The following is a 21,295-nucleotide window of genomic DNA, read 5'->3' on the forward strand; positions in this document are numbered from 1 at the left end:
TGCCCCGCGACACCCTCCAACTCAGTGCTGCGCTGAGCGCGATGTCTCGCGCCTTGCTCACGCAGCCAAACAGGATGAACGCACGTGGACGACCTCAACATCATCGATCAGTTCATGACCGCCTTCGTCCGCTACATCGACAGCGGCTTCGGGCTGCTGGGCGGCGATGTCCGGTTCCTGACCGCGACGCTGATCGCGATCGATGTGACGCTGGCGGGCCTGTTCTGGGCGCTCGCCGGCGAGGACAATGTGCTTGGCCGGTTCATCCGCAAGGTGCTCTACGTCGGCGCCTTCGCGTTCATCATCAACAACTTCTCGACGCTCGCGGGCATCATCTTTCGGTCCTTTGCGCAGGCCGGGATCACCGCCGGCGGCGGCGCGCTCACCGCCGACGACCTGCTGCGGCCCGGGCGCCTGGCGGGGACCGGCTTTTCTGCAGCATGGCCGCTACTCGAGCAGGCGGGCAAGCTGCTCACCGTCACCAGCTTCTTCCAGAATGCCCTGCAGATCGTCGTGCTGCTGCTCGCCTGGCTGCTGGTGATCCTCGCCTTCTTCATCCTCGCCGTGCAGATGTTCGTCTGCATCATAGAGTTCAAGCTGGTGGGGCTTGCCGGTTTTATCCTGGTGCCGTTTGCGCTGTGGAACCGGACGAGTTTCCTGGCCGAGCGCGTGCTGGGCCACGTCGTGAGCTCGGGCATCAAGGTCATGGTGCTCGCTGTCATTGTCGGCATCGGCTCGAACTTCTTCGATCAGTTCACGCAGGCGCTGCAAGGGCAGGAGCCCGATGTCGGCCAGGCGATGAGCCTTGTGCTCGCGAGCCTCGCGCTTTTCGGCCTCGGTATCTTCGCGCCGTCGGTCGCCAGCGGTCTGGCGTCAGGGGCACCGCAGCTCGGAGCCGGCGCGGCCGCCGGTACGGCGCTTGGCGCCGGCGGCGTTGCCATGCTGGCAGGCGGCGGCGTGGTCGCGGGTGCCCGTCTTGCCGAGACTGCGCTGACGGGAATCCGCGCCGGTACCTCGATGGGTGCGAGCGCATCCGTCGCAGGATCGGGTAGCCACGGCGGCCCGGGCCATGCGGGGCCGAGCGGCGGCCATTCGGCTCCAGCCGGAGGGGCTGGGCATGCCGCGGCTCCGTCGAAGTCAGGGCCATCAGCGCCGCAGCCCTCCGCGGGTACCTCCTCCCCGAATTCGCAATCCGACAATTCGAACGCTTCCTCATCGCCATCGGAAACGACGGCCGAAGGCGGAGAGGGAACGCCGCAATGGGCCAAGACCCTGCGGGCCGAACAGACCGCCCGTCATCGCCGCGATGTCGCGATCCATGCCGTCCAGCAGGGGGATCGCGGCGGCGGCTCCACCACACCCGACATCAGCGAAAGGAACGATTGACCCATGCGCTTCAAACGCAGCGTCCAGCTCTATGGGCGCACTCCGCTTCCCGAGACGCCTTTTCAACGCGCCGCGCAGCTCTGGGACGAGCGGATCGGCTCGGCCCGGGTTCAGGCCCGGAACTGGCGGATCATGGCCTTCGGCTGCCTCGGGCTCTCCTGCAGCATGGCGGGCGGCCTCATCTGGCAATCACTACAGAGCCGTGTGGTGCCCTATGTCGTGGCCGTCGACAGGCTCGGCGAGCCGCGCGCGGTCAGCGAGGCAGAGGCCCGCTACCAGCCGACCGATCCGCAGATCGCTTGGGCCTTGTCCAAATTCATCGGTCATGTGCGGGGTATCTCGCTCGACCCGGTCGTCATGCGCGAGGGCTGGCTCGAGGCCTACGATTTCTCGACCCAGCGCGGGAGCCGTTTCCTGAGTGAATATGCACGGGCATCGGGAGCGTTGACGGGGCTCGGGGAACGCAGCGTGTCGGTCCAGGTGACCAGCGTTGTCCGGGCTTCGGACACCAGCTTCCAGGTCAAGTGGATAGAGAACGCATACGAGCGCGGCAGTGCCTCGGGGACCAGCCATTGGACGGCGATCCTGAGCATCGTCGAGCAGCCGCCCAAAGACAGCGAGACGCTGCGCAAGAACCCGCTCGGCATCTACGTCGATGCCATCGATTGGAGCCGTGAGCTCGAGGTCCCCGCACCGCCGGTGGCTGCTTCGCGGCCGCCATCACCATTGCCATCCAATCTGTCCGACCCAGTCCGCGAAGAGCCTGCGCCGGTCACACCAACCCTTTCCAATCCTGATGAAGCCAAGGAGGTTCTGCCATGAAGACTTCGCTGCTGGCCGCAGCGGCCTTTGCCGTGGGTGTCCATCCGGTGGATTTGCCGGCGAGCGCAAAGGTGCCCGTGGGCGTCATACGCCACGGCAGCGCGGAACCGTCATCCAACGCCTGGGTCAATGCCCGGCAGGTCTATCTCTGGTCGGATGGCACCGTGTATCATGCCTATACGCAACCGGGCATGATCACCGATATCGCCTTGCAGGCGGGCGAGAGCCTGATCGCGGTCGCCGCCGGTGACACGGCGCGCTGGGTGATCGGCGATACCTCCAGTGGAACTGGCGACGACAAGCGCACACATGTCCTGGTGAAGCCGTTCAGTGCCGGGCTCGCGACCAACCTCGTCATCACCACGGATCGGCGCACGTATCATCTTTTGCTGACCAGCCAGACCAGCGCGGGAATGACGGCGCTCTCGTGGAACTATCCGCTCGATGAGCTGGTGGCGGTCAAGGCAGCACAGGCTGCGGCCGAAGCGGTGAGGCCGGTTGCATCCGGGCTTGGCGTTGATCAGCTCTACTTCGGTTATGGGATCACTGGCGACGTGCCGAGCTGGCGCCCGCTGCGCGCCTTCGATGACGGCAGGCAAACCTTCATCGAGTTTCCGGCCTCGATCGGTGTGGACGAAGCGCCGCCGCTGTTCCTGATTGGCGCGGATGGCGCGGCCGAACTGGTCAATTACCGCATGAAAGGCCGCTTTTATGTGGTCGATCGGATCTTTGCGGTCGCGGAGCTTCGGCTTGGCACCAGGAAGCAGCAGGTCGTGCGGATCACCCGAGGCGGCGAGGGGAGGGCGCGGCGATGAGCGACGAACCAACGACACAACCCAATCCGGACGCGGCCCCGCCCACTTCGGCATCGTCCCGGGACGCCGCAGAGCGACCCGAGGCGGAGGTTCGGTCACCGGCGAAGCTCGATCCCGAGACGCTGGCGATCCGGGCGATGACGCCGCGAGTCACGCGGTTCAGGAAGGAAGTGATCATCGGTGGCAGCGTCCTGGCGGCGCTCGCGTTGATCGGCATCGCCTGGATCGCGCTCCAACCCCGCGTGGCTGGCCGGATGATCGCTGAGAGCACCGTGTCACAGCCGGACCGGAAGCCTTCGGATGAGGCACTGGCAGGGCTACCCAAGAGCTATGGCGACGTGCCGAAACTCGGACCTCCGCTTCCCGGCGACCTCGGCCGGCCGATCCTGATGGCGCAGCAGCGTCAGTTGGCCGGTGCTGGCCTGGCGCCTGTCGTCGCGCCGGGTACCGGTGAGGTGCAGCAACAGCGCGCGGCCGAGCTCAAGGCGGCGATGCAGTCTTCGCTGCTGGTTCAAGGTGCGCATCCCGCTGCCGGGGCGAACGTGGCCGCCGCCCCATCGGTGGCGGCAACGGGCACTGATGCGGGACCAACGGAATGTGGCGAAACCGCTGCGTCTGGGGGCACTGATCGCAAAAGCCAGTTCGCCGAGAAGCTCGAGGAGCGCGGCGATGTGAACCCGCATAGCGTGGCAGCGCCAGTCTCGCCCTACATGCTGATGGCGGGCAGTGTGATTGCCGCGAGCCTTGTGACGGGCGTCAATTCCGATGTGCCGGGAATGGTCGTGGCCCAGGTTACCCAGAGCGTATTCGACAGCACTACGGGGCAAATCTTGCTCATCCCGCAAGGCGCGCGGCTCGTTGGCAAGTATGACAGCGTCGTTGCCTATGGGCAGAGCAGGGCGCTGGTCATCTGGCAGCGGCTGGTGATGCCCGATGGGAAATCGCTGCGGCTCGATAACATGCCGGCGGCCGATCCGTCGGGCTATTCCGGACTATCCGACAAGGTGAACTTCCATACGGGCCGGCTGCTGAAGGGTGTTGCCATCGCCACGCTCCTCGGCGTCGGCACGGAGCTATCGATCACCGGCGAAAGCGATCTGGTGCAGGCGATCCGCGAGTCCGCACAGACCAGCGTGTCGCGGGCCGGGGACCAGATCACCCAGCGCAATCTCGACGTTCAGCCGACCATCGATATCCGGCCGGGCGCGCCGGTGCGCCTGGTGGTCCGGCAGGATCTGGTCTTGGCACCGTGGAATGGGGAGGGATCGCGATGAGCACGATCAAGCTGGCGAAGCTGCCGGACAAGACGCCGATCAAACTCACGATTATGATGACACCGGATCTCCAGCAAAGCTTGCAGGACTATGCCGGCGCATATGCGGCCGCGTACGGAGGCGCGTTGCCTGTCGCGGAATTGGTCCCTGCCATCTTGAGTGCATACCTCGAGGGCGACCGCGGTTTTCAGCGGCAGAGAGGGCAAAAATGACTGGCGGGGATCAGCCGAAGCTGGCTAAGGGGGAGGGACGAGGGGCTGCGGCTAGCGTCCAATCTCACGAACGAATTCTGCGCCTTTCCGCGGTTCTTGACCAAACGGGTCTTACGCGCTCAACATTGTACAGGAAGATCCAGGCTGGCACGTTTCCTCGGCAGCTTCGGATCGCGGAACGCTGTACCGGATGGCGTCAAAGTGCGATCATAGAGTGGCTTAAAGATCCAATGTCATACGAGGACGATTCATCCTGAATCGTGCTTTCCTGCGGGAGGGAGATGAACGGAGGTCGGCAATGCGCGCCATGGGGGATTTTCGACCGATCCAGTAAGCTTCGTTTGTCAGAGCGCCAGCGGGCAGCCGCAGGTCAGCTATCGGTGCTTCCCCCTCCGAGCAACCCAGGCGACTCAATCGCGCTGCGAGCGGTGGAAGATGTGATTATTGGGCTTACAGCGTGCTCAGCTTACGCAAGCAATGGCGGCATTTTCAAACCCATCGATTATCGCATCGAGGATTGAGATCAGCGAAAGGTGGTTGAGCTTGATGGGCCGCATGTCGCTGACAGGCTTCCCGATCTATCCATTCTCCTTCGGTCGGCGAATACTCAATTCTTCCCCTCGCCGCCAACGCCGCCGCCCGGCGCCGGTCGGAAAAGTTCAATGCGCAGCACCGCGCAAGAGCCGAAAAACACGTATTCTTACGGCACTCGATATAGTTCGGGCGTCGTCCCAGTTGGAACCAGCCTGCTGAGCCTCCGTTCAATGGAGATGGAGAGTAAGGCAAACCGATCGCCCCGCTGGCCGAGCATGCTCTGGCTCATCCGCCATGGCCAGAGCGCCGGAAACGTTGCGCGCGACATGGCGCACGCCAACGGGTTGCATCGCATCGCGCTGGACCATCGCGACGTCGACGTTCCACTCTCGCCGCTCGGCATGGACCAAGCGCGAGCGCTGGGCCACTGGTTCGCAACCGGCGAGGAAGGTCAAAGGCCCGAAGTGATACTTTCGAGCCCTTACTTGCGTGCGCTTCAAACCGGCGAGATTTTCCGCGAGGCAGGGGGCTGCGCATCAGACCTCAGAATCTGCCTTGACGAGCGCCTTCGCGAGAAAGAGTTCGGAATACTCGACGGGCTGACCACCGCCGGCATTCGCGAATTACAACCGGAGCAAGCGAACTTCCGGAAGATTCTGGGTAAGTTCTATCACCGTCCTCCGGGCGGGGAGAGCTGGGTTGATGTGATCTTCCGGCTGCGCGCGCTGCTGGACACGGTCTCGCTGCACTATGCCGGACAACGCGTGATGATCATCGCCCATCAGGTGGTAGTATTGTGCATGCGCTATGTCCTCGAAAACCTGACCGAGACTGAAGTCCTGGGAATCGACGCGGAGGGCGACGTGGCTAATTGCAGTGTCACGCAGTATCGGTTTGACCCGCAAGTCGGCCGGCTCGCGCTGCAACGGTACAATGTGGTCGCGCCGCTGGAGCGCGAAGGCACGCCCGCCACCCATGAGCCCGATCCAATGATAGCGGCTCGTGGTTGAGCGGAGGGATATGGAGACGAACTGCGTCTCGCTCGATGCGTCCTGGCTTAGCGCGAATCCGGTACCAATGCCTTCCGAGGCCGTTGACAAGAATGCACGTGGGCGCGTGCTGGTTATTGGTGGGTGCCTGCAAGTTCCCGGCGGCATCCAGCTGACCGCAGAGGCGGCATTGCGCGCAGGCGCCGGCAAAGTGCGAATCGGCACGGTGGCTTCGGCTGTCATCCCCATCGGCACCCTGCTTCCCGAAGTCGGAATGTTGCCGCTGCCCGAGGGGCCGGGCGGCGAGATCGAGGCGGATGTCCAATTGCTGGTCCCGCATCTCTCGCGCTCCGACGCTCTCGTAGTCGGGCCGGCGATGGCGTGCGAGCACCATGCGTCGCGCCTTGTAGAGGCTGTGCTGGACGCGATGGCTTTGGCCAGGTTAGACGCCTTGGAACTGGGCCTGGTCATCGATGCATCTGCGCTGATGAGGCTGGCCGATCACGCTGCGCGCTTGAGGACCCTTCAAATGTCTTGCGTGCTCACGCCGCATATCGGCGAGATGGCAGCCCTGCTGGGACGCGAGGCAAGCGACATAGAGCGCGATAGAGTGGCTGCTGCGCGTCAAGCCGCGGACCGTTTCGACGCAGTGATCGTGCTTAAGGGCGCAACCACGCTGGTCGCCGATCCGGGAGGCGCATGCTTCGTCTATAGTGGCGGAAACGTGGGCCTTGCGACCGGCGGATCAGGCGACGTTCTAGCAGGGATCGTCGGGGCTCTTCTGGCACGGGGCGCTCGGCCGCTTGATGCCGCGCTGTGGGCAGTCTGGCTGCACGGCGAGGCCGGCCGGCACTGCGCGCAAACGATCGGGCCGGTGGGCTATCTCGCCCGCGAGCTGCTGATCGCCTTGCCGCGAATGCTGGGGATTGCGAGCGAAGAGTAAGACCTGGCGCAGAGCTGTCGATCTCTTTCCGGCGCCAGCAAATGGGATCGAGTTCGATGGCAAGCTGGTAATTCCAGCGCCTGCGAGGCGTCTTTTAATACAGCTTCGCTCTCGCGCAACGAGCGCTCACCGGCATGCGATGAGAGGGACCAACCTCGATTCGTACAGGGGACGGGCCATCGATCGGCGAACGGGACAGCGCGATGGGAACGGGGAACGAAAAAGCCCCTCCGCGCGCTGTTGCCGACATGAAGGATGTGAACGACAAGCAAGACAAGGGCGCCGAGTCCGGCACGATCGTAGACCCGCAGGAAGCGGCTGAAAATGCTGGGCTCGTCTATATGACGGATGAGCGCCCGGGCATTTCCCGGGAGAGTTGGCGTGGCAAGTTCCGCTACCGCGACTCCAAGGGTAATCTCGTCAAGGACGAGAAGACGCTTAAGCGGATCGCCTCACTCGCGATCCCGCCCGCTTATTCCGATGTATGGATTTGCCAAAAAGCCAACGGCCATGTCCAGGCGACAGGCCGGGACGCGAAGGGCCGCAAGCAATATCGATACCATCCACGCTTTCGCGAAGTGCGGGACGGAACCAAGTTCGAACACATGCTCGAATTCGCAAAGGCGCTGCCTTCGGTGCGCGAACGTATCGACACTGATCTCGCCAAGCGCGGACTGCCTCGGGAAAAAGTCCTGGCCGCTGTAGTCCATCTCCTCGAAACAACAATGATCCGTGTCGGTAATGCCGATTATGCCAAGCATAACAAGAGCTACGGTCTTACCACGCTCCAGGATCGGCATGTCGCGATCGATGGCGCTGAGCTGCGTTTCAATTTCAAGGGCAAGAGCGGGAAGCAATGGAGGCTGAAGCTCAAGGATCGACGCATCGCCCGGGTCGTGAAGGCGAGCCAGGACCTGCCAGGCCAACACCTGTTCCAGTATCTGGGTGAAGACGGCACGCAATGTGAGGTTACGTCGAGCGACATAAATGCGTATCTGAAGGACGTTTCCGGATCGGACATCACGGCAAAGGATTTTCGGACCTGGAACGGGACTGTGCTCGCAGCGCTCGCGCTTACGGAATATAGGAAGGTCGATAGCCTGGCAGCGGCAAAGCGCAATGTCCGCGAGGCGATCGAGGCGGTAGCCTCGCGGCTCGGAAATACGCCGGCGGTCTGCCGCAAGTGCTACATTCACCCCGAGATCTTCGAGAGCTACCTGAGCGACGAGCTCGTTCTGGAAGCGCGTGACGCAGTGGAGAAGGAACTGCGGGAGGACGTCTCCATGCTACGGCCCGAAGAAGCAGTCGTGCTTGCGTTTCTGCAGCGGAGGCTGGCTGATAAGGCCGACATTCCGGCTCTTTAGCGAACCGCGAGATGTCGAGTGTCAATGCCCAATAGCCGCCGATGATAAGGCGGTTGAGAAGGTGGTTTGCGGCTTGGGCACCTCTAGTGTCGTTCTTGCGTCAACGATTTCGAGGAGCGTCGCTATCCGGGTTGGATTTCGCTCTTCTCCTTCTCCCGACGCGGCCGGCCGTTCTGCTTGATAAGATCGGAGCGTCCCGCATCTCGGTCCTTGCGCACCGCTAGCGCGATTGCTGCTGGTCCCGCATCGTTCGGCTCAATCCCTGCGGAATGAGTGAGCATGCCGCTACGCCTTGTTGCGAGTAGCCGAACGGGGGGCCCGAACTTGTCGCGTGCCCGGGAAAAATGGATGTTGGAAATTCGCGGCCGCAGGCAGGGGAACTGCGGGAATTTCCGACCGTTTACTCAGGAAATCCTTCATCATTGGTGCCGGCATGCCTCATCTCACGAACGTTTCATTCGACCTCAAATCGGCAGCCCCCATTCGATTCTCACTCTCAGCGCTTTCCCGACCCGATACTTGCAAGGTAGTCCTCATAGGCACGTATGCGCCCCGTAAGTGCGGGATCGCGACGTTCACAGAAGACTTGAAGACAAAAGTTGAAGAGTTCCATCCAAACATAACATTCGATGTCTACGCGCTGGATCGCAGCCGTTCGGAGCTCGGCTATTCGTCCGACGTCCATGTTATCGCCCAGGACGATCCCAAAGCCTATCGTCTGGCGGCCGAGCGTATCAACGCTTCTGGCGCGGACGCCGTATGGCTTCAGCACGAGTACGGGATTTTCGGAGGACCGGACGGGAAACTCATCATCGATCTCGTCGAGAGGCTCGCAGTCCCGGTCGTCTTGACCCTTCACACCATCCTTTCGACACCTTCTGACGGTCAGCGCCAGGTGATGGAGCGCTTACTCGCGCGCTCGTGCGAGGTGATGGTCATGTCCCAGCACGGTCGAGATCTCCTCATCAGCCTCTATGGAGTCTCGCCGGAGCGTATCACCGTCATCGCACACGGAGCGCCAGATCGTCCGTTTGGTCGCGAAGAATATTTCAAATCCCGCCTCGGGATCGCCAATCGACCTGTCCTGATGACCTTTGGCCTTCTGGGGCCTGGCAAGGGTATCGAGCATGCAATCGAAGCACTTCCGGCGATAGCCCGCCGACATCCAGACGTGCTTTATCGGATCGTGGGCGCAACACATCCCGATCTCGTGCGAGATCACGGGGAGACGTACCGCGAACGGCTCAAAAAGCGCGTGGCGGAGCTCGATCTGCAAAACAACGTCGTATGGGAGGATCGCTTCCTCGATACGGATGAGCTCTTAGACCAACTCGAGGCCTGTGACATCTACTTGACGCCGTATCCGAATCTTCAGCAGTCTACGTCGGGGACGCTCAGCTATGCCGTTGCTCTCGGCAAAGCGGTTGTGTCTACCACTTATATCCATGCGCAAGAGCTTCTAGCCGATGGCGTCGGCATGCTAGTGCCGGCCGGAGAACCTTCGGCAATCTCGAATGCAGTAAACAAGTTGCTCGATACTCCGGGATGCCTCAGCGCTCTCAAGATGCGCGCCTATGAAAAGGGCCGTTCAACGATCTGGCGACATTTTGCCGGGGCCAGCGCCAACTTGGTGGAGAGGGCGGCTGCACGTAACCGGGCATCTGCCGAATGCGTTCGGAGCGCCGGAGAAATCGCGAGGTCAGTCTCGTTGGCCGCGGGGGGCGGGCTACTTTTACATCCCGAGCAATTGGATGTGCCAGCGGGATTGCAGCGTTCTTTTCCACTGCACCCCTAAGGTCGGGTGTAGTTCTCACTGGCTGCCGTCAGGGAACGCGGGAAGGACCCCGGCTCCAACGTCATAAACACAGATCAGATCGTATCGGACGTCAGTGGGTCGCCGGGAAGGGGGCGATCGCGAGGCCGGACAAAAGTTTCCCAGTCTCCGCATACGCGATGAGCCTCAGTAAGGAAAATCGTCATCGCAGATGGCATCGTCGTGTGGTTGGCACAAAAGGAGTTGGTGAGAATTCGGGGTCATGGCGGCCGCCGTCCAGGCACGGTTTCTTGGTCTGCAAAGGCTGTCATCGACATTGCAAGAGAGGCTGCTTTTGGGGACGAAGCGGCCGTTGCCGAGCGTGCGCCGCAATGTCGGGTTTCGCCAGAACCGGACAGATGGCGGCTTTTCACGATTTTGACCCGGAACCTGTCATTCCGGAGCCGCCAACATAGCGGACATCGACGGGGCACGCGGCCTCCCCGAAACCTGTCCTGAGATAATGCGACCGCCGCTGGCGAGTCTGGCCGCGTTCAGCCTGATCGCATGCGAGTTCCAAATTAAAGACAGTTGCCGTTCCGCTGCCACACAATTCACGAAAATGCCGTATCCTGCAGGAACCACTGATTGGCCACCGGTCCGAAAAAAGGAGTGCTAATGTATCGCGTGTTTTTTGATAGCAATGCTGGCGACCATGAGGTCGGTTACATTTTGTGGTTTGACCAGTCCCGCGAGGATATTTCCCAAATCCCACCAGAACGGTGAGATGGGGCGAAAGTCATCTTGTACATGCCTGATGAACTGGAATTTGTAGGCTCCCTAAAATACGATGCCGCGTTGGAATGCTGGCGCGGGATTCCAAGGGATAACACTTGATATGTGGCAACCTACATGTCGTAGGAAGGTCGCAAACCCGACAAAAGGGATTGGCTGATTTTCAACGATTTAACGGGAAACTTGACGTTCCGGACGCGCCAGCTTCGGAGCCGCCAACTTCCTGTTGATCGTGGCGTGGCAGGCCAAGATAGAGCCTCGGACTGATCAATTCAAAATTTGGAAATACCCAGTGCCCAAGCGATCGGCTAATTCATTTGATGCCACTGAACTATTGGGCGTGTTATTGAGGTTGACCTGTCTGATTTGATAATCCTCCAGCCATGGAAGGCGTTTTACGATCTCCTGCGTGATCGCCTCTTTAGTCATCCTAACGGTAATCCGTCGCAGCTTTACGCCCCTTCCGAAGGTTTTCTCGAGGTGTCCAGGGTCCACCATCTTCACCGTAGAAGGGTTTTTGATATCCTCGAATGTCACTAATTGTGGATACCCGTGGTAGTAATTGCTCGGCGCGCGAGGATCAGTTCCAATCGTCGGGGGATACGGTTTCACCACAGCCAGGCGCATATCTGCTTGCGCAGAATCCAATATCGCCCGGGAATCTGCCCCAAAGGCCGTCTGCATTGTGATATAAGGATCAGATTCCAGCAGAGCAAACATCGTCCGTCCGCCAGGTAAATCAACAGCTACGGCTTCCCCTTGTTGCGTGACATGCGCACCCGAAGAATCAGCCAGCTTTAGGGCTTCTTGATACGTTATTTCACGAACCGCTGCCCCTGTTCGCAATCCCTCCAGCGTTTCGACTTCAATCGTCATTCGATATCTATAGCTCCGGCCAAAAGGTGAGCAACTCTGCGTTGTAAAGAGCGCTGCTGCAATCAATATAACCAGCGTTTTCTGTTGTGCACCCATTCTTATTCCATCGATTGCGAAGCTTCACTCTATCCGCAAACGGTTAATTGTAATGACCGCTTCCCCGACTTAGCCGTCCTTCAGGTGGCCTCTTCGGCCCCCTGATAGCGGCCATTCGTTGCCTTGGTCGATCACAATCTGAACGGATGACCGGTTTAGATGGGTCGGATTGAAACACGCTACGACCAAAATGTTGGGGTTTGCCGCCTAAAGCCTTTCGAGTGGGCTAATGCCGCTTTTGGCTGGTGACCCGCGGAAGCTTACTCTGACGCGCCCGCCCTCTCCAGCATGTAGAGCTTGTCAGTTGGGTTAGCCGACACAACCGTTGGGTTGAACGAACACCCTGGCGGGCCTACGACGGAGTAATAGTAGGCGATGTGTTTCTGCACCCATGCTTTCTCATTGAGATGGAAACTCACTCCAAGGGGGATGGTCGCACATTTCGTGAACAAACTTGCAAACACAATCACAATCTTCCGACTAGCCATAGGTCGATGAAGCCGCACTGTTAGAGTTTCCGCACACTCGTCATCGGTCGCTTCCCGGACATTGAAACCGGCGCCGCGCAAGCTTACTTCATCAAGATTACGGGTTCGAAGATCCGCTCTCTTCGCAGTCAACGTCTTCAGATCTCGCCGGAAGCCGCGAGACTCGGGTGATCCTGTGTCATTGATGGGCTTCGCAAACATCCCAGGAGTATTTTCATCCACCGCAGGAAGACGTGCCTCGAGACAGAATGATTTCATACTTCTGCCGATGGTGTCGCTACGTAACAATTCATAAATAGCAGCGTTTTCGGCGGGAACAGAATTTTCGTAGGTGCGGGCATGCGCTAGATTCGTGAATAAGGGCGCAAATGCCACTATTATCAAAGTGCGTGATAAGGGTGCTGTAATTTCTCTGCCGCAATCGGGATGCGTGTTATTCTTTTTATTCAATTCGGCCATCAATTACATCCCTTCCAGAAATGCCTGGGCATTCTGCATTAATTTGAGTTTATTTTCCATCCTCCGCCTCGGCGTAACCCCTGCAATGTCGGCGTGTCCGGGAGGACTGTTTTCAAATTAAAATCGTGAAATCCGGTCGTTCCGGTCTCGGGAACGCCAGCGCGCCGCCCGAATAACCATAATTGCGGGGAACCGGAAGTTAATCAAAGTCGTCTAAAGGAAGTCCTGTTCTGACTGCCTGTCTACGCAACAAGGAATAATGTTGATGCGGTTTCTCGCAACGAAAGTTGTGGCAGCGACCTTGCTGTTTCATGCATCTTCGGCGCTGGCCTGTGTCCCACCGCCTCCGCCGCCACCCGACCAGCCTGTACCCGATCTTGGGGCTGAGGCGCGTGAGGCGGCAACAAGGCGTTTCAAAAATTCGTACAACATCGTGTACGGCGTTATCATCGACGCGCCGGACCATGGCGGGAAAGCTCGTTTCCGTGTGCTACATGTGTATGCAGGTTCATTGAGTGTTGGCGAACGGCTGGATGCTTGGTCGGTCGATTACTTCACACTCGGCCATCCAACTTGTCCGCCTGCCGTAGGCCCACTTTTTCCAAAGAAAGGGGAATACGGAGTATTGGCTTTCAAAGGCAATCTCCCGGTTCTTGACTTCGTAGATCGTTGCACGCTCGACTACTGGTTTCGGAACAAGTGGATAAAGCGGGCTGCACCCCCCGTACCTCTCAAGCGACTGGGCATCACTTGCCAAGTTTACGACTTCAAACCTATCGCGGGAACGGAGTGAGGGTTCCGAGCGGACGGTCGCGCCTCCCCATTGTCCGCAATGTCGGCGGATCCGGTAAGGCCGCCTTCGGATTAAAATCGTGCAATCCTGCCATTCCGGTTTCGGGCGCGCGGCTGCGCGCCGCCTATGACTGGGAGGGGTGGAAAGCCGACGTCAGGGTCGATCAGTGCTGCCGCCGAATTTCTAGCAATCGCTGGACGAGCATAAACGGGAACAGCGTCACCGCTGCTGATACCGCGAGAAACAGTGGAGTGAATGCCAAGTAGGCCCACCACACACCAAACTCGTAAGCTATGTCGGCAGAATAGCTCATCGTGAACCACGACGCGAACCACAGAGGAGCAAGCCATAACACCGTAATCAGTAGCGCCCGCATCCTGCTCCTGCGGAGGCATCCCAGAAGACCTGACGCTACAATGGCCGCCAAGACAATCGTGTGCGTTGTAGACATAGCCAGAAGCTATCCTGCGGTTCAAATGTCCGCAACGGGGCGTGTCCGGAACGGCGGCAAATCACTGGACAGTCGGGGGAAGCCGCCCTTTAGCGCGGCCTACATCGGCGCTATGTCGGCTTACCGCAGATGGAATTGAGGTGGATGTGTTTCGGCTAGTTTACGATCTGGGGGCGTCTCCCGATCAATGGTGGAGGGACATTGGTTGGATGTTCTTGCTTCCGCTTGCGGGGGTACTTTCGATGTTTATACCGGAAAAAATACTCAATTCTCCTTTCTATCACGGCCCTAAAGGAAATGCAGCGAAGGTATTTGGCTTTATTTTCTTTCTGTTCACGGGATCAATCGCGAGTTTCACGACTATAAATCATTTCCGTACAAAGGCAGATTTTGAAGCGTTGGAACGAAGACAGCAGTTGGCGTTCGTTGAGGGGTGCCTGCAGGGTTTTCACCCTATGCCGCATTCGGGGCATGACTCGGAGCGTTTGTTAATAGCTGGGCGGCGATTTAGCTACTCCGACTTCGACGAGAGTTCGCCCGCCTTCAACAATACAGAAGCGCACGGCGGCCCGATACACGCTGACAGCAGCGTAAGAATTTGGCACTATGGAAATAGTATCATCCGGTTGGCGGTACGAGATCATTCGTGCCCATCGGCGCCTGACGTGCCTTAAATGTCGCCATTGTCGGCGGGTCTGGTCAGACACCTTTCGGATTAAAATCGTGCAATCTTGCCATTCCGGTTTCGGGAGCGCAGCTGTGCGCCGCCTATGATGGAAAGGGGTGGTTAGTTGCCGTTCCGACGAAGCGTCTTTTCGATCAACCAAAAGTGAAGAATCTGGATAAAAACGAACGTGGCACCAAGCCCGATAAGGGTTGGAAGGACCATGCCTTCTTGCCCAGGCCGAGGCGCTACATTGCGAGACAGAACGATCAGACTTGCAAACACACAGAACGCCAATGCGGGGATAAAAGCGAGGGCTATTGCGCGCGGCGCAGACCACGTGACCTCGCCGTTCAACCACCACTGCATTGGCAGACGATTTTCACGCAGGAACCGTCCGTTTGCCCTCCAGGCAAGACCGAAAAGCACTAAACTGAAGAGCGCAGCAGTGATAACCAAGGTCATAGGCTAAAACTCCTATGACTTCAAAATAACACACGGAGCTACGTCCGCAATGTCGGCGTGTCCGGAACGGCAGGTATCAGATTAAAATCCTGAAAATCTGCCTTTCCGCGTTTCAGGAGCGATGCGCGGTTCGCGAGTGACCGGCATGTCGGGGCGACCCGTCAACTTTATCAATCAGAATTGTCGGCTAATACAAACAGCCTCAATCTTTCCTTAGCTCCGGGGAAATTATTTATAATCTCCGTCATGCGGACAGCCTCACCCGGATCCGCCAATAGTTTGCAAACATTTTCCTCGGTCGCATCGAGAGGATAAACACCTTCTCTAATTTCGCCTAATAAATGATCAGCCGTCAGGCCAATGCCCTCAACCCTGTCGCGATAATCTTTAGAAATTTCAGGATATTTTTCATAAGGATATGTGAAGGCTCCCGCATTGCTTTGATAATAATGACGACATAGGTCTATTACTGGAGACATCATGTCTTCTGCGATCGCTACTGGTGACAACTGACCGGCGAATGGTCGACATGCAGTCCCACTATTTTGGTGGTGTGCGACCTGAATGCGAGCACGCTTAATCGCTTCAGGCGGTAATCCATCTAGAGCCCTACGCCACCAATGAATTTCCTCTTCCCACCCAATAAATAAACCACACAGAATGTCGCTGATGCGAGGATAAACGTTGAAAACTTGGAGCGTAAATCCCGATCTAATTCCCCAACAGTCATCGGTCCAAGACTCTGCGAAACCTAAGGTTGTCCAATCAGTCATCCGGCCCTTGTGTCATTATAAAGTTACCTGATCTCTAATATCTTAGCACCTTACTCTAGGGGCGACGATCTTGAGAATGACCGCCTCGTCGGCGGTTCCGGAAATGCGGGTTCCGGATTAAAATTGCGCAAAGCTGCCATCTGTCAGGTTCTGGCGGGAGCGGCCATTCCAGGTGCCGGCTCGGACCGGCAACAATTGGGTCGAAAGCCGCCCTTCAGCTGAACGATCGCCCCCTCCTGGCACTTGATCTGGTCGCCTCCAACCGCCGGAAAGCGATCAATCCGGCGGTTTGAGGTTCAGTGCGGATCAGTCACCAGACGAGCAAGAATGGCCGATTGCTGAATGTCGCCTTCGGGATCTGTTCCGTGAATTGCCGCGGCTGGGTTGTGTCGAGAATTCTCGACTAACGTGATTTCCGACAATTCGCCGTTCCGACCGAGTTTTTCGTGCACCCCCTCCGCACCAGCGGTGAGAAGTCGTATGCGCGAAATGTGTTTGGCGAAAACTGCAGGCACCCTGTCGGAAATCATGCGAATTTCGTCAGCCACCGATTTTTAAAGATGGCTGGCTATATCAGAAAAATGAACGATGCAGACCGACAAAGTTTTCAGCGGCAGTTTCGCGAACTGGTCGAGCGGAGTCCGTTGGCGGAAGTGGAAAATCTTTTACACCATGCCATAAATGCGTCCGATGATCCGTTGCTTGTATCGCTGATCAAGAGGCGGGTGGCTGACTTTCAAATTGATCGGTGGCCGTCCATCGATACTGCGATGAAAAATGCGGGAAACGGTCTTACCGAGGGGATAATGGGGGCGATGATCTTGAGCCTTGTGCATCGCAACGCTCCCGATCTCGACATGACCATCGAAGTGACCTTTGCCAGAAGCGCGGCGGAAGCTTCGTTCGTGGAACTGCCGTTCTCGATTTTTAACCGAGATGCCGCCGATTATGTAGAGCGGCTCAACAGAGCGCGCTCATTTGCGCGATTGCCAGACCGCCCGCACTCCAGTCCCGCCCCGCTCAATCCCGAGCCTAGGCTTGTCGGAATGGAAGACGTCAGCCCCATTTACGAACGATTTTGTGAGCCGGGAGAGGGCTGGAAGGATCGGGCCGAGACGCACAGCACCATTCAAAAACTCGCCTCTGACCTCGTTTTCCTGCGTTTTTGCCAAGCCGCAGAGCGACATCTCGTGCATACTGATACTGTTCGGCTTCCTACGTTCCTGTCGGTGAAGATGGAGGCTTGGCCCATGGAAACGGGAATCATCGACTATTGCGACCCGGCGGTAAGAATGGTGCCTGCCTAACCGCAAATCAGGTGTTTTCCGACGAGGCGGGTTTCAGGAGTTCGCCTAAAACTGCGGAACGACTGACATGAGCGCCTTGCCGCCCTCCGCCGGTAGGCTTTTCTGCAAGCTGTGAACGGCCGCTTCCTGGGAGCCGGAATCCGGCTTTCGCGAATTTCCCAAAGTCAATCATCGCGCTAATTCGCCTGCACCGATTGCCTCTAAGACCAGGGGTTTAAGTTTTGCGGTCGCCTCCCAGGCAGCGCTTTATGGCGGCATCACTTAAGCCGATGCCTCTACAACAAAACCACGTGGCGTGCCGTGCAAGGTCCTCGCCCGATTCACCGTAAGGTCGCGAGGCTTCAGGGAGTGCGACGATCGCTCCCATCATCGTACCGATGTGCTCGATAAACATCGCGGTGGTTGACGGCTCCAGCGGCTCTCCGGTGATATCACCGGCAAGCCTCGCTGCATGATGTTCCTGGGCTATGGCTTTTGCGTTTCGACGCTGAGATCGCCGATAAATCAGGCTTGCATATGACCCATCTCCCGAGAGACTGGCCAAGGTCAGCCGATAACGGTCGAGAGACTCAGGCGTGAGATCACCCTGCGCAGCAAGCACGAAGAAACTATGTATCGCGGCAACCAGCCCCTCCGCACCGTTTTGGTGAAATCCAAGTTGCTGCCAATTTTCGTCCTGTTCGATGAATAGCTGCCGAAGGACCGCCCTGTAGAGCGCCAACTTGGAGGGGAAATGGCGGTAGACTAGCGCTTCGGAAACGCCGGCCTCTTGAGCGATTTGGGAGGTTTTTGCGCCCTCGTAACCGTCTCGCGAAAAGACCTTGCGTGCTGCAGTTACGATTGCAGCGCGGCGTTCATTAGCTGGCATCCTTGGTTTCTTCATATGCACTTACTTACTTTTGCGTTCCGCCATGGCAAGACGGAAACACGGATTAATGCGCAGAACCGCGTCATCGATGTTTCGAATGTTCTGATGACAGATCTCATTGACTCGCATTTTGCGTATCATATAAGAAGTAAGTGAGCGCTCATTAAATTCGAGAAATAATGCCGAATTTTGAACGCCGACGCTGAATCCAGAGCGGCTACCAGTCCACGGTGGCCCCGGTTTGGCGTCTGGGTTTTCGCCAGGGAAAGGACGACAGAATTGGCCATCGATCCACAGATCGCGCAGATGCTTGCAGCCATGCCGACGTGGCCTGGAGTACGGCACGTTCCGCTGGACATCTTGCGTAAGTCGGTTCGGGAAAGCTCTATCGCCATTCCGCCGGCTGCTGATGCAATAATCGGTCGAACCGAAGAGCGTCTCGTGCCGCGGCCGGGAGGCGAAATTCCGGTCAGACTGTATTGGCCAGAGGCAGAAGGCCGACTGCCGATCACCGTCTACATGCACGGTGGCGGCTACGTCGTCGGGGACCTGGACACACAAGACATGATCGCGCGCGCGCTCTGTGCTTGGGGCGATAGCATCGTAGTCTCTGTCGACTATCGCCTGGCCCCGGAACATCCTTTTCCGGCCGGTCCTGAAGATGCCTTCGCTGCTTTTCGATGGGCCGCTGACAATGCAGTCGAGCTTGGCGGTGACCCTGACCGACTGGCGCTTGCCGGCGACAGCGCGGGAGGAAACTTTGCCTGTGCCGTTGCGCTGATGGCGCGCGATGCAGGCGGCCCACAAGCGCGAGCCGTCATCAACATCTATGGGCCATGCAATTGTCCGGAAACGGAGACACCGTCGGCGCTGGAGTTCGCTGACGGGCCGCTGCTAACGCAAGATGATGTAAGCTGGTTCTGGGAACAGTACCTTAGCGACCCGGCCCAGGCCGAGGACTACCGCGCCTCACCGGTTCGTGCGGCGAGCCATGCCGGGCTTCCCCCTCATTTCGTTGTTACTGCCGAATGCGACCCCTCGCGGGACGATGCCGAATTCTATGCAGCCAAACTCGCTGATGCGGGGGTGACTGTGGAAGCGAAGCGTTACGCTGGAATGGTGCACGGTTTTGCATCCTGGGTTGGTTTCCTCCCGGGGGCCCGCGAAGCACTGAAAGATGCAGGGGCGTTCCTCAAGACGCACTGCGCAGCGTAAATCGACAATCAAAACTGCGGGAGAACAGCCATGGCGCGCGACGCCGAAGTTTTTGCGGGCGGCGTCGCCGTCATAACCGGAGCGGGCTCGGGCATCGGCGCGGGCCTTGCCCGGCGCGCGGGTGCACTGGGCATGACCGTGGTGGCAGCCGACATCAACGAGGCGGCGGCCACCGCGACCGTCGACGCCATTGTGGCAACCGGGGGCAAAGGGGAGGCTGTCCGCGTCGATGTCTCTCGGCCGGAGGAACTGGACGGGTTGGCCGATTACGTATTCGAACGGCATGGCGCAGTGCGGTTGCTGGTCAACAATGCGGGGATCGAGACGGTCGGCTTCACCTGGGAAATCCCGGTGTCGCGCTGGGAAGCCACGCTGGACATCAATATCCACGGCGTGATCCATGGCGTCCGCGCCTTCGTGCCGCGCATGTTGGAAAGCGGCAAGGAGGCGTGGATCGCCAACTTGTCCTCGATCGGCGGCTTTTCGGTGATGCCGGCGCAGACGGCCTATATCGTCACCAAGCACGCAGTGCAGGCCTTCAGCGAGTGCCTCTATCTGGAGATGCAGCTGAAGGGCGCGCCGATCCACGTTTCCTCGATCATTCCGGGCATGCTGAAGACCAACATCTTCAATGTCGAGGCAGGGCTGGGTGAACCAGCAGCGGCGGTCAGTCATCGGCGGAAAATGGCCGAAATGATGAGTTCCTATGGCATGGATCTGGACGAAGGCTGCCGCTTGTTCCTGGAGCAGATCGCCGAAAACAAGTTCTGGGTTCACAGCCAGCCCGAAATGAGCCGGCAAGTGCTGGAGGGGCGCATAGCTTTCTTCCAGCACGAAACGCCGCCCTACATGCCTGACATTGCACGTGAGATCGCCGTCGATTGAACGGAGCGACGAACACTCGGGAGAGAACGTGATGAGTGAGATGCGGTTCGACGGAAAAGTCGCCATCGTCACTGGAGCGGGGGGTGGGCTCGGCAAGGCCTACGCATCGCTGTTGGCAGAACGCGGCGCCAAAGTGTTGGTCAATGACCTCGGCGGCGATTTCATCGGCAATGGCGCAAACGGCGGATACGCTGCCCGTGCTGCGGAAGAAATTCGGGCGGAGGGCGGCGAAGCAGAAGCCAACGGCGAGAGCGTCGGGACAGCGCAGGGGGCCGCAGCCATCGTTGAAGATGCGATGGTTCGCTGGGGGCGGATCGATATCCTCGTTAACAATGCCGGCATTGTCAGCGGTTCTGGACCCATCGCCACCATCACCGACGCGCAGTGGACGAACGACCTTGCGGTTTCCGCAGGCGGCACCTTTTGGCTATGCCGTGCGGTTTGGGAGTCGATGAAGGCGCAAGACTACGGCCGCATTGTCAACGTCGCCTCTGGCTCGTGGTTCGGGATGGGCTCGGGTGTGCCATATCCGGCCGCAAAGGGGGCCATCTGGGCGATGACCCGCGCGCTAGCTTCCGCCTCGCAAGCCAATGGTTGGAACATCAAGGTAAATGCGATCATGCCGATCGCCGGCAGCCGGATGACTGCTCTGATGGGAGAACCGATCAACGGCTTGATGCAGCGCGACTTTCCTCCGCGCGCGGTGGCGCCGGTGGTCGCCATGCTGGCACATGCCGAAGCGCCGTCGAATGGCGAAATGTTTTCAGTGGGCGGGGGAGGGTACGCTCGCGTATTTGCTGGGGTTTCGCAGGGATATCGCGGCACCGACAAGGATTGGTCGCCCGAAGATGCGATCGCTCATTTTGACGAAGCCTTCACAACCGAGCGCTTTTCAGTCCCCGCAAGCTCGATGGATGAGGCCGAACTCTACACGTCAGAGGTGCCTTGGGACGTCTTTCGCCAATTCGTTGCCTGAACAATCGGGAGGAGGGGAATCCCATCGTCGTGTTGGACAGCGGGGTGATGGCGGCGACCAACGAGAAGTAGGCGGGAGAAGATTGAGATGAG

21 protein-coding genes are annotated in these 21,295 nt (G+C 58.9%); 15 read left to right on the forward strand and 6 right to left on the reverse strand.

All coding sequences use genetic code 11. The features are described 5' to 3' along the window. Positions 1-84: 84 nt before the first annotated feature. From trbL to WBP06_RS03680, 10 genes are all read left to right on the forward strand, one after another. Complete coding sequence (trbL, locus tag WBP06_RS03635) at positions 85-1,386, forward strand: P-type conjugative transfer protein TrbL (protein WP_395331939.1); 1,302 nt, start codon at positions 85-87, stop codon at positions 1,384-1,386. A gap of 3 nt (positions 1,387-1,389) precedes the next feature. Beyond that, positions 1,390-2,208 (forward strand): conjugal transfer protein TrbF, encoded by an 819-nt coding sequence (trbF, locus tag WBP06_RS03640; protein ID WP_395331941.1) that lies wholly within the window; start codon positions 1,390-1,392, stop codon positions 2,206-2,208. After that, positions 2,205-3,023, forward strand: a complete 819-nt coding sequence (gene trbG / locus WBP06_RS03645; RefSeq protein ID WP_395331943.1) for a P-type conjugative transfer protein TrbG — start codon at positions 2,205-2,207, stop codon at positions 3,021-3,023. Before trbF ends, trbG begins: the two co-directional genes overlap by 4 nt. Then, positions 3,020-4,297 (forward strand): TrbI/VirB10 family protein, encoded by a 1,278-nt coding sequence (locus WBP06_RS03650; RefSeq protein WP_395331945.1) that lies wholly within the window; start codon positions 3,020-3,022, stop codon positions 4,295-4,297. Before trbG ends, WBP06_RS03650 begins: the two co-directional genes overlap by 4 nt. Beyond that, the gene (locus WBP06_RS03655) at positions 4,294-4,509 is read left to right on the forward strand and encodes a DUF2274 domain-containing protein (protein WP_395331947.1); all 216 of its coding nucleotides are present in this window, start codon (positions 4,294-4,296) and stop codon (positions 4,507-4,509) included. The genes WBP06_RS03650 and WBP06_RS03655 overlap by 4 nt, the downstream gene beginning before the upstream one ends. Next, positions 4,506-4,766, forward strand: coding sequence for a helix-turn-helix transcriptional regulator (locus WBP06_RS03660; protein ID WP_395331949.1), 261 nt, complete (start codon positions 4,506-4,508; stop codon positions 4,764-4,766). The genes WBP06_RS03655 and WBP06_RS03660 overlap by 4 nt, the downstream gene beginning before the upstream one ends. Positions 4,767-5,279: 513 nt before the next feature. Next, complete coding sequence (locus WBP06_RS03665) at positions 5,280-6,053, forward strand: histidine phosphatase family protein (RefSeq protein WP_395334023.1); 774 nt, start codon at positions 5,280-5,282, stop codon at positions 6,051-6,053. A gap of 10 nt (positions 6,054-6,063) precedes the next feature. Beyond that, positions 6,064-6,975 (forward strand): NAD(P)H-hydrate dehydratase, encoded by a 912-nt coding sequence (locus WBP06_RS03670; RefSeq protein ID WP_395331951.1) that lies wholly within the window; start codon positions 6,064-6,066, stop codon positions 6,973-6,975. Positions 6,976-7,178: 203 nt separating this feature from the next. Next, entirely contained in the window at positions 7,179-8,339 is a 1,161-nt protein-coding gene (locus tag WBP06_RS03675; protein WP_395331953.1) for a DNA topoisomerase IB, read from the forward strand. A gap of 586 nt (positions 8,340-8,925) precedes the next feature. Further along, a complete protein-coding gene (locus tag WBP06_RS03680) occupies positions 8,926-10,134 on the forward strand; it encodes a glycosyltransferase family 4 protein (RefSeq protein WP_395331955.1) in 1,209 nt (402 codons plus the stop codon). Between the two features lie 1,020 nt (positions 10,135-11,154). On the opposite strand, the gene WBP06_RS03685 is transcribed toward WBP06_RS03680, so the two are convergent. Then, the gene (locus WBP06_RS03685) at positions 11,155-11,859 is read right to left on the reverse strand and encodes a hypothetical protein (protein WP_395331957.1); all 705 of its coding nucleotides are present in this window, start codon (positions 11,857-11,859) and stop codon (positions 11,155-11,157) included. A gap of 260 nt (positions 11,860-12,119) precedes the next feature. Then, positions 12,120-12,806, reverse strand: a complete 687-nt coding sequence (locus WBP06_RS03690; RefSeq protein ID WP_395331959.1) for a hypothetical protein — start codon at positions 12,804-12,806, stop codon at positions 12,120-12,122. A gap of 265 nt (positions 12,807-13,071) precedes the next feature. Here WBP06_RS03690 and WBP06_RS03695 point away from each other — a divergent pair, with 265 nt between their 5' ends. After that, positions 13,072-13,599 carry a hypothetical protein gene (locus WBP06_RS03695; protein WP_395331961.1) on the forward strand — a complete coding sequence of 176 codons (528 nt, stop codon included), beginning with the start codon at positions 13,072-13,074 and terminating at the stop codon, positions 13,597-13,599. Between the two features lie 1,238 nt (positions 13,600-14,837). Here the strand turns inward: WBP06_RS03695 and WBP06_RS03700 are convergent. From WBP06_RS03700 to WBP06_RS03710, 3 genes are all read right to left on the reverse strand, one after another. Next, positions 14,838-15,179 (reverse strand): hypothetical protein, encoded by a 342-nt coding sequence (locus WBP06_RS03700; protein ID WP_395331963.1) that lies wholly within the window; start codon positions 15,177-15,179, stop codon positions 14,838-14,840. A gap of 170 nt (positions 15,180-15,349) precedes the next feature. Then, a complete protein-coding gene (locus WBP06_RS03705) occupies positions 15,350-15,952 on the reverse strand; it encodes a hypothetical protein (RefSeq protein ID WP_395331965.1) in 603 nt (200 codons plus the stop codon). Positions 15,953-16,248: 296 nt separating this feature from the next. Then, positions 16,249-16,482: a hypothetical protein gene (locus WBP06_RS03710; protein ID WP_395331967.1), complete on the reverse strand. Its 234-nt coding sequence runs from the start codon at positions 16,480-16,482 to the stop codon at positions 16,249-16,251. A 30-nt stretch (positions 16,483-16,512) separates the two neighbouring features. Here WBP06_RS03710 and WBP06_RS03715 point away from each other — a divergent pair, with 30 nt between their 5' ends. Beyond that, positions 16,513-17,259 carry a hypothetical protein gene (locus tag WBP06_RS03715; protein ID WP_395331969.1) on the forward strand — a complete coding sequence of 249 codons (747 nt, stop codon included), beginning with the start codon at positions 16,513-16,515 and terminating at the stop codon, positions 17,257-17,259. A gap of 214 nt (positions 17,260-17,473) precedes the next feature. On the opposite strand, the gene WBP06_RS03720 is transcribed toward WBP06_RS03715, so the two are convergent. Then, the gene (locus WBP06_RS03720; protein WP_395331971.1) at positions 17,474-18,127 is read right to left on the reverse strand and encodes a TetR/AcrR family transcriptional regulator; all 654 of its coding nucleotides are present in this window, start codon (positions 18,125-18,127) and stop codon (positions 17,474-17,476) included. 279 nt (positions 18,128-18,406) lie between these two features. Between WBP06_RS03720 and WBP06_RS03725 the strand changes: the two genes are divergently transcribed. From WBP06_RS03725 to WBP06_RS03735, 3 genes are read left to right on the forward strand one after another with little or no spacing between them, the layout of a single operon-like run. Further along, on the forward strand, positions 18,407-19,342 hold the full coding sequence (locus tag WBP06_RS03725) for an alpha/beta hydrolase (RefSeq protein WP_395331973.1): 936 nt from the start codon (positions 18,407-18,409) through the stop codon (positions 19,340-19,342). Between the two features lie 30 nt (positions 19,343-19,372). Next, positions 19,373-20,227 (forward strand): SDR family NAD(P)-dependent oxidoreductase, encoded by an 855-nt coding sequence (locus WBP06_RS03730; RefSeq protein ID WP_395331975.1) that lies wholly within the window; start codon positions 19,373-19,375, stop codon positions 20,225-20,227. A gap of 31 nt (positions 20,228-20,258) precedes the next feature. Next, complete coding sequence (locus tag WBP06_RS03735; protein WP_395331977.1) at positions 20,259-21,203, forward strand: SDR family NAD(P)-dependent oxidoreductase; 945 nt, start codon at positions 20,259-20,261, stop codon at positions 21,201-21,203. The last annotated feature ends 92 nt before the right edge of the window (positions 21,204-21,295 follow it).

The sequence above is a fragment of the Novosphingobium mississippiense genome (genome assembly GCF_044029535.1).
In the GTDB taxonomy this organism is placed as follows: domain Bacteria; phylum Pseudomonadota; class Alphaproteobacteria; order Sphingomonadales; family Sphingomonadaceae; genus Novosphingobium.

What these genes read in the sequence shown, in the direction of transcription:
- trbF (WP_395331941.1), top strand. Translation starts at nt 1,390, where the DNA reads ATGCGCTTCAAACGCAGCGTCCAGCTCTATGGGCGCACTCCGCTTCCC.
- trbG (WP_395331943.1), top strand. Translation starts at nt 2,205, where the DNA reads ATGAAGACTTCGCTGCTGGCCGCAGCGGCCTTTGCCGTGGGTGTCCAT.
- WBP06_RS03650 (WP_395331945.1), top strand. Translation starts at nt 3,020, where the DNA reads ATGAGCGACGAACCAACGACACAACCCAATCCGGACGCGGCCCCGCCC.
- WBP06_RS03655 (WP_395331947.1), top strand. Translation starts at nt 4,294, where the DNA reads ATGAGCACGATCAAGCTGGCGAAGCTGCCGGACAAGACGCCGATCAAA.
- WBP06_RS03660 (WP_395331949.1), top strand. Translation starts at nt 4,506, where the DNA reads ATGACTGGCGGGGATCAGCCGAAGCTGGCTAAGGGGGAGGGACGAGGG.
- WBP06_RS03665 (WP_395334023.1), top strand. Translation starts at nt 5,280, where the DNA reads ATGGAGAGTAAGGCAAACCGATCGCCCCGCTGGCCGAGCATGCTCTGG.
- WBP06_RS03670 (WP_395331951.1), top strand. Translation starts at nt 6,064, where the DNA reads ATGGAGACGAACTGCGTCTCGCTCGATGCGTCCTGGCTTAGCGCGAAT.
- WBP06_RS03675 (WP_395331953.1), top strand. Translation starts at nt 7,179, where the DNA reads ATGGGAACGGGGAACGAAAAAGCCCCTCCGCGCGCTGTTGCCGACATG.
- WBP06_RS03685 (WP_395331957.1), bottom strand. Translation starts at nt 11,859, where the DNA reads ATGGGTGCACAACAGAAAACGCTGGTTATATTGATTGCAGCAGCGCTC.
- WBP06_RS03690 (WP_395331959.1), bottom strand. Translation starts at nt 12,806, where the DNA reads ATGGCCGAATTGAATAAAAAGAATAACACGCATCCCGATTGCGGCAGA.
- WBP06_RS03695 (WP_395331961.1), top strand. Translation starts at nt 13,072, where the DNA reads ATGCGGTTTCTCGCAACGAAAGTTGTGGCAGCGACCTTGCTGTTTCAT.
- WBP06_RS03700 (WP_395331963.1), bottom strand. Translation starts at nt 15,179, where the DNA reads ATGACCTTGGTTATCACTGCTGCGCTCTTCAGTTTAGTGCTTTTCGGT.
- WBP06_RS03705 (WP_395331965.1), bottom strand. Translation starts at nt 15,952, where the DNA reads ATGACTGATTGGACAACCTTAGGTTTCGCAGAGTCTTGGACCGATGAC.
- WBP06_RS03710 (WP_395331967.1), bottom strand. Translation starts at nt 16,482, where the DNA reads ATGATTTCCGACAGGGTGCCTGCAGTTTTCGCCAAACACATTTCGCGC.
- WBP06_RS03715 (WP_395331969.1), top strand. Translation starts at nt 16,513, where the DNA reads ATGGCTGGCTATATCAGAAAAATGAACGATGCAGACCGACAAAGTTTT.
- WBP06_RS03720 (WP_395331971.1), bottom strand. Translation starts at nt 18,127, where the DNA reads ATGCCAGCTAATGAACGCCGCGCTGCAATCGTAACTGCAGCACGCAAG.
- WBP06_RS03730 (WP_395331975.1), top strand. Translation starts at nt 19,373, where the DNA reads ATGGCGCGCGACGCCGAAGTTTTTGCGGGCGGCGTCGCCGTCATAACC.
- WBP06_RS03735 (WP_395331977.1), top strand. Translation starts at nt 20,259, where the DNA reads ATGAGTGAGATGCGGTTCGACGGAAAAGTCGCCATCGTCACTGGAGCG.